The organism is Gemmatimonadales bacterium, assembly GCA_030697825.1.
GTDB lineage: Bacteria > Gemmatimonadota > Gemmatimonadetes > Gemmatimonadales > JACORV01 > JACORV01.
Genome location: JAUYOW010000310.1, coordinates 1 through 7658, shown reverse-complemented (window position 1 = coordinate 7658; position 7658 = coordinate 1). Strand labels below are relative to the sequence as shown.

Genomic DNA, 7658 nt, shown 5'->3' with positions numbered 1-7658 from the left:
ATAGTCAGCGAAGTACGACTCTTCCGCCGTGACGACGTTCCGAAGGTCGGACTTCATCGCGGCTACATACGCCTTTTCCTTCGTGTTCGCGAACTTCGGGATCGCGATGGCGGCCAGAATGCCGATGATCACCACGACGATAAGAAGTTCGATGAGCGTGAAGCCTCTCGGGTTCCGCACTAGGTGCCTCCCTGGCTGAAACGTGAAATGGTGAAGCTGTTGCAGGCGCCACTCCGATGCTCTGACCAGCAATGCGCGTGCCAGCGCCTTTGATCTCAGGAGAACACGTTGCCCGCCAACGACATACCGTCCGGACGCCCGCCGCCGCATACCCAACCGGGATCAGCGTGCTCTGGCTTTCTGCAACCGGTCCCGCTCAACGCAAGACGGGCCTCGCTCCAGCTGCCCTGAGGATCCGCCTTGCCTCCTGAATCTGAAGGCGGGCAATGGAGTCGGTTGGCGCCCTGACCATCGCGGAATCGAAGGCCAGCCGGGCGCTGTCGGGCATCCCAACCGCCGCGTAGGTCGAAGCCTGATAGAGCCAGCGCTCGAAACTCCTCCCTCCTCGCGCGCCGAAAGCCGGCCAGACTGCCAGCGCGCTATCTCGTTGTCCCAGCGCGACAAAGCTCGCGGCCAGCACCCTCGCGGCGGCAGCCCGAGTCGGACCGGTGGCCACCGAGATCCGGGCGTGCCCAAGCGCGGCGGCCGCCGAATCCAGCCGAAGGAGGGCGTGCGCGAAGAGCTGTTGCGTGAGTGTGTTGTTGGTGTCGAGACCTTCGGCGCGTCGCAGATATGCGAGGGCTAGAGTGGGGTCGTTGTCGTCGAGCGCGAGGGCTCCGATCTCCGCCAAGAGGTAGTGGTCGAGCGGGTATAGCTCGTCGGCGACGAGGTACTCGCGCATCGCCGCCTCGGGGAGGCCCATGCGCCGGTAGACCCGGGCGGCCGACGTGTGCACGCGGTACGACTCGGGGTGATGGTCGAGCGCGGTCATCACCATGGCGCGGTTGTCCTTCCAGGCAGGGACGGCGGTGACGGTCGTCAGCGCGAGCGGCACGCAGGCGAGGACGGACGCCAGGATCGCCGGCCGCTCTCCCTGGTGGATGGCGAACGCCTCGGCGCCCGCCGCCGCGATCAGCGCCACCCCGACGGACGCGAGGTAGAGCGTCCGTTCGGCGATCACGATGCCGGTCGGAAAGAGCAGGTTCGCGGTCGGTAGCCACGCGATCCCGATGATGAAGAGGCCTGCGGAAACCGCGCGCTTGCTTCGCCACGTTGCGAAGGCGAGCGCTACCAGCGCGAGAAGGACGAGGAGCCCGGCCACGCCGGTCACGTTGAAGGTCTCCAACCGCTCGACGACGCGAGGGTGGTAGTCGGGCGAGAGGTCGAACGGCCACACCAGCAGCCGCAACATCACGAAAACAACCGGCAACATCGTGGCGATGCGACCCCAGCCGCCCAGATGGAAGAAGGTCGGCGCGACGGCCTGGAAGGAGAGCCCTCCCTCTACGTGGCGCCGGATCACGAGCCAGGAGGCCGTTACGGCTGCGACCGCGGCGTAGTCCCGCCACGGCAGACCGGCCGGGATGACGCGCCGCGTCGCCGCATCGTCGAGTACCAGGAGAGCGAGCGCGACGGCCGCGTGTTCCTTGCTGAGCAGAGCCAGGCCCACGGCAGCGAGCATCAACAGTTCGACGCTCCAGGTCCGGCATCCCGCCGCTCGTCCCCGCCGCACCGTGCGCGCGAGCAGGATCGCGGCGAGCAGGAAGAAGCACGTCATCAGCTCGGCGCGCCCCGCCAGGTTGGCGACGGCTTCGACGTGCACGGGATGGACCGCGAAGACGAGCCCGCCGGCGAGTGCCGCGGTCACCGGGACATACGCCGTGAGCACCGGCACGAGGAGCGCCGTGGCGGCGGCGTGCCAGAGCGCGTTACCGGCGTGCAGCCACGCGGGGCTCCCTCCTGAAAGGCTCCAGTCTGCCGCGAACGAGAGGATCACGAGCGGGCGCCACTGGCCCGCCTGGTGTTCGGACGGCCAGTAGGGTTGGTCGAAGGCGTCCACCGCGGCGGAGACGTCGTGCGCCGCGGGATTACGCTCGACGATCGGCCCGTCGTCCAGGGCGAAGCGGTTGCCGAGCGCGCCCGCGTAGACGAGCGCGGCCGCGAGAGCGCAGATGAGGGACGCGCGGGCGACGGTCACGGGCGCGCCACGCCGCAGGTGGGGCCGCCGTCCAGAGAGTCGAGGAAACGGTGCGGCGTCTCCTCATCGGCCGGAGCCATGGCGACGGCGCGTTCGAGCCGGGCACGCGCCTCATCGCACCGACCGGCCATCGCGGCCCCGAACGCGGCGAGGTGCTGGAACTGCCAGCTCCGCGGCGCGGCGTAAGTGATGCGACGCCGCAGCGCGAGGGCGCGCATCGGCAAGCCGAGTGCCAGATAGGCGTCGCTGGTCGCGAGGAGGAGCGTCGGCACGTCGGGAAAGCGGCGCAGCGCTTCTTCGCCGAGCGCGGTGGCGGAATCGGCGTGGCCGAGCTTGGTGCGCGCGAGCACCGCCTGGACCGCGGCGTCGCTCCGCAGCGAGTCCACCCGATACGCCGCGGTGAGGAAGCGGTCGGCGGGGAGGTAGAGACCGGCTTCCAGGTAGCGCTCGCCGAGTTCCTGGATGAGTGCGCCATCACCCGGGTATACCTGGATGGCACGCAGCATCTCCTGCTCGCCGGTCCTGCCGTCGCGACGCTCGAAGGCGCGGGCGCCCTTCGCCCAGAAGGTGCGATAGGAGTCGGGCGCGTCGTGGACGAGGGCATCGAAGAAGCGGTCTTCGTCGTGCCAGACCGGAATGCGCGCGACCGCGCGCGCGCCGAGGAGCGCAAGGACGAGCGCGGTCGCGGGCCAGACGAGCGGCGCCGGCGGCAGGCGCTCCCACAGCGCACCCAGCACGATCGCCGCCCCGGCCGAGGGCAGGTAGAGCACGCGCTCCGCGATCGTCACGCCGGTGGGAGTTGCGATGTTGGTGGCAACCGAAGCCGTGATGGCCACGAGCAGCAACCCGAACGTCACGGCGGGCAGGCGGCGGCGCCCCAGCCAGGCTCCGGCGGCGGCCGCCACCACCACCCCAGCGCCGAGCAGATGGCCCGGCGTGAGTATGAGGGAGGGGACGAAGGCATCCGGCGAGTAGTCGGCGGAGAGGTGGAGCGGCCAGAGGAGGAGCCGCGCCCAGACGGCGAACGCCGGCATCATGACCATGGCGCGGCCCGCGGCGGTTAGGTCCTGCAACCCCGCCGCCGGGCTTCCCGCGCCGAGGGATCCGACGACGGCCGCGCGCGCACCGAGGTACCCGACGCCGAGCGCGACCACGCCCAGCCACAGCACCAGGTGGCCGGTAGCTCGAGCGCGAAGCGATCCGCCGTCGGCGCGGGCTTGCCACGCATCCATGAGGAGCAAGGTTGCGGGGAGCGTGAGCGCGTGCTCCTTGGCCCCGAACGCCAGCGCGGCGCAGGCCAGCACCAGTAGCGCGAGCAGGGCGCGGCGCTCGCTCGCGGGGGCCCGGAGCGCGGCCGCACCTTCGGCGCGATAGGCTAGAACGGCGCCGAGATACGCCGCCGCGGCCAGCAGCTCGGAACGTCCGACGATGTTGGCGACCGCCTCGACGTGGACCGGATGCAACGCGAACCACAGGCCCGCGACCACGGCGCCTCGACCCATCAAGGCGGCCGCGAGGGTGAGGACCAGCGCGGTCACCAGCAGATGGAGCAGGACATTCGTGACGTGGAACGGCGCCGGAGAGGCGCCCCCGATCGCGCGGTCCAGCGCGAACGAGACCGTGGTGGCCGGCCGGTAGATGCGGTCGCGGATGTCGCCATGCCAGTACGGGCTCGTGAGCAGCGCCGGGATGTTCCCGAGCGAGCGGATTCGCGGGTCATCCCGGACCGCGGGCACGTCGTCGTAGACGTAGCCGTTCCCGATGCTGGTGACCGACGCCGCGAGCGCGACGCCGAGCACCATGGCATAGGCCCTAGCGGACAGTGCCATCCGCCGCGTCGATCGGGGTGAACGTCGGGCGCTCGCCGGGCGCCGGCGGGGCGTAGCGGTAGAAGCGGCGGCCGGCGTAGCGGGCGAAGAGCGCGGCGTTCCGCACCCTCAGGTCGCGCGCCCAAACGATGTCGCCGTCGAGACGGGCGGTGTTGAGGTATAGGAACGGCGCGAACTGGAGGAAGCCGCGGCGGTCGAAGGCGATCTCCTCCGAACAGGACCGCGGGAGCGTAACGCCTAACGGTACGCGGAGGTTCGGGTCTTCGGTCAGGCCGGCGCGAAAGCCCGGCCGGCGCAGCGCGGCGAGCGAGTCGAGCGTGGCGATGAGGCGCGCGCGCCGTGGGGCGTCGCCCTCGGCCTCATCGAGTGCGCCCTCGAGCGTACAGGCATCGATCGCAGCGTAGAGGCGGGTGGAGCGGCGGACCGGGACGCCCATGGCCCACATCCGCGCGATGAGCCGCGTGCCCCAGCCGTCCGGGACGACCACGACCGCGTTGCCGACCCCGGAACGTGCGGCGTCGCGGTCGGGATGGAGATCGAAGATCGGCGTGGCCTCCCGGTACGCCGCGAGGCGCGCGGGCGTGATGCGGACGAAGCCGACGACGAACGCCACGAGCACGAAGAACGCCGCCACGAGTCCGGCGTTCGTCCCCGGCAGCACCTGGCGCCCCGAGCGCCGGAGCAACCCGAGCGAACGCGCCGTCAGGACGAGGATCCACGGCACGGCGCTGAAGAGGAAGCGCGGCCCGTAGAAGACGTCGCGATGGAAGTAGAAGAAGAGCAAGCCGGAGAGCGCGGCCACGCCGAGCACCGGCACCGCGTCGCGCTGGCCGACCGCTCGGCGGCCCGCGACGAACCCCGCCGCGACGATCACCAGGATCGGGACCGGCAAGTCGAAGAGGTAGGTGTTGACTTGGTGGAGGTCCACTCCGGTGAGCGCGATCGCCCTCGTGAAGGTGAGCGGAACGCCCCAAGGCACCGGATGGAATCCGAGGGAGTGTTGAGGGCCCCACAGGTAGCTGTAGCCGAACTGGTGCCACGAGCCCGTGGTGCCGGCGTTGTACCAGAGGGTGGGCAGCGTGGCCACCGCGCCACTCGCTATGATGAGGGCGAAGGCGCGTAAGGGACGAGGTGCGGCGAGGAGCACGATGAGCGCGACGGGCGCCGCGGCCGCGACCGCATCGAGCGGACGGAAGGCCACCATGACACCGAGCGCCGCGCCGGCCAGTGATGCCGCAAGGCCCGGCCGCCGACCACCCAGGCCCGTCGCGGCAGCCGCGGCCGCCATGCCCAGGGTCGCGGCGGCGAGATGGCTCATCTCGCTGCCGGCCACCGCGATCACGAAGGGGGAGACGCACGCCAGCAGTAGCGCGAGCCTCGCCGAAGACCGATCGGCGCACCAGGCGGCCACGCGATGGGTCGCGAACACCAGCGCGACCACGATGAGCGGGTTCAGCAGCCACCAGGCGCCCAGCAGAAGACCCGCGGCGAGGACCAGCGCTTGGCCGGGGGGGTACTGGGCGAACCAGTGGTCCGGCCCGAGGATCATCTGAAGGGTGGCGAAGTTCGCGATCTCCGGTGGCGGCGCCACCCACAGTCGTCCCGCGAGGAAGATCCGCGCCTGGAACAGCTGCGCGAAGCCATCCACGTTTCGCGGGTTGCCGGCGAAGACGAACCGGCACATCAGCACCGAAAGCGCAGCCAGGAGTCCCGCGCACCATGCGAAGAACGTGCGCCTCGGAGCTGCCAGCACCCTGCCCCAGACCGCCAGCAGCGCCGGCGCTAGCCGCTGCCGCATCAGTGCGAGCGCCAGGGAGGCCAGCAGTGCCGCCACGGCGGATCCCTCCAGCCACTCGTCCCACGCCGCGCTGAAGTAGCGCGGGTCGGCATCGGCCCACCAGAGCGCGAACGGCACCAGCGACCACCCGGCCGCGCCGGCTACGACGATCGGCACCACGACGGACGGCCAGGCCGGCTTTCCGTTCACGGCGCGGGTTCCGGGGCGAGCCGGCCCACGAAGACCAGCGGGGTCTCGTCCACCCGCTCGAGGTGCACGTTCGCGCCCGCCGCCGCGGACGCGGAATCGAGCAGCACGAGCGTGAAGGCGCGCGGCGGCTCGCGCAGCGGCGACGGCTCGAAACGCGAGAAGACGAGCGCCGCGGCGTGTTGCGCGCGCGCGTAGCCCGCGATGCGCTCGAAGGAATCGTACGGCAGCACGCGCCACTCCCGCCCCGAGAATACGCCGATGGCCGGGTGCCAGCTGACGATGACCGCATCCGGCGGGAGGTGCGCGCCGAGGTATTCACCGACTGCGCGGCGCGCTCTCGCGACTTGCTGGAGCGGGGTCGCGGCGCTCCAAGCGCGCCCGAGGTCGCGCGCGGTCGGCACGAGAAGACCGATGGTCACCGCGACCACGGCGACGGGCGCGATCCAGCGAACCGGCCATCGCTTCACCGCGGCTTCGATCAACCCATCGACCGTCTTGGCCCCGAGCACGCACGCCATCGGGACCAGCATGAGCAGGGCGCGAGGCTCGACATAGGCGAGCGCCGCCGGCACGATCGCGGTGAGGAGCATCGGCGCGAGCCAGAGCACCTGGTCGCCGCGCCGGCGCTTTCCCAGGACGCACCCGAGCGCGAGAGCCAGGAACCACCAGGGTAACACCGCGTGCAGCGCCCGCCAGGCTACGCGCATCGGGCTCAGGCGAGGGGGGCTCGCCTGGGCGTGCGTGCTCGGGCTCGGGCGAGGGGGGATCGTCTGGCTGCGCCCCGTCAGTGCTCGCCGCGGCGATCCCCCCTCGCCCTCGCCCTCGCCCGCCGCAACCGTGGTAAAGTTCTCCCGCGGCACTCCCCAGTATTGCGACGCCATTCTGGTCCCGGACCCATCCAGAGCGTACAGCACGCGCCACAGCGCCTCCTGGTCCCCGCCCCAGACGAACGCCCGCACCGCCTCGCTCCCGCCTCCCTGGCCCGGCTCGGCAGTCGCTTGCTCGACCGCCGCGGCAGCCTGGACTCGGCCCGACACGGCCCAGCGGCCGAGGGCGCCGTGCAGATAGAGGAGGTAGGGAGCGACGACGGCCGCGGCGATCAAGGCTCCCGCCAGGGCGCGTGGCAGCAGCGCCGGCTTTCCGCGCGTCGCGAGCGATACCAGCGTGGCGACGGCGAGTGCGAGGCCTAGCACCGCGCCCTCGAGACGCGCGAGGTAGCTCGTGGCTACCAGCGCGCCGAGCGCCATCCACCATCGCCAGCCGCCGTCATCCGTGGCGCGAATCGCCGCGACGATCGCGGAAGCGCCTAACAGGAGGAAGAGCGGCTCGCTGCCGAAGTATAGGTTCCAGCGCTCGCCGGGGAAGAACGGCAGGAAGGTGAGCAGCGCGGGCGATGCGGCCGCGAAGAGCGCGGCCGCGAGACCGGCGCGCTCGCCGTACCACCGGCGGGCCAGGAACGCCACGGGGACGACGAGGAGCGCTCCCGCCACGGCGGCGAGAAGCTTCGATGCCCACAGCAACGGCACGCCGGCGAGCGTGAGGCCGGCCACGAGCAGCGGCTGGAGCGGCGAGAGCGCGACGTGCGGCAGCCCGTTCAGCGAGAAGCCGTGGCCGCCCGCCAGGTTGCGCGCGATGAGGAGGTAGT

The 7658-nt window shown here is 71.4% G+C and carries 5 protein-coding genes; all 5 read right to left on the bottom strand.

What is annotated here, in order from left to right; all coding sequences use genetic code 11:
* Positions 1 to 180 (bottom strand): prepilin-type N-terminal cleavage/methylation domain-containing protein (locus Q8Q85_15110; GenBank protein MDP3775588.1); only part of this gene is annotated, 180 nt, incomplete at its 3' end.
* 196 nt (positions 181 to 376) lie between these two features.
* Complete coding sequence (locus Q8Q85_15105) at positions 377 to 2197, bottom strand: hypothetical protein (protein MDP3775587.1); 1821 nt, start codon at positions 2195 to 2197, stop codon at positions 377 to 379.
* Positions 2194 to 3999, bottom strand: coding sequence for a hypothetical protein (locus Q8Q85_15100; GenBank protein MDP3775586.1), 1806 nt, complete (start codon positions 3997 to 3999; stop codon positions 2194 to 2196). The genes Q8Q85_15105 and Q8Q85_15100 overlap by 4 nt, the downstream gene beginning before the upstream one ends.
* A gap of 10 nt (positions 4000 to 4009) precedes the next feature.
* Positions 4010 to 6013, bottom strand: coding sequence for a hypothetical protein (locus Q8Q85_15095; GenBank protein MDP3775585.1), 2004 nt, complete (start codon positions 6011 to 6013; stop codon positions 4010 to 4012).
* The coding region (locus tag Q8Q85_15090) for a glycosyltransferase family 39 protein (protein ID MDP3775584.1) at positions 6010 to 7658 on the bottom strand (1649 nt) is incomplete at its 5' end. The genes Q8Q85_15095 and Q8Q85_15090, both read right to left, overlap by 4 nt.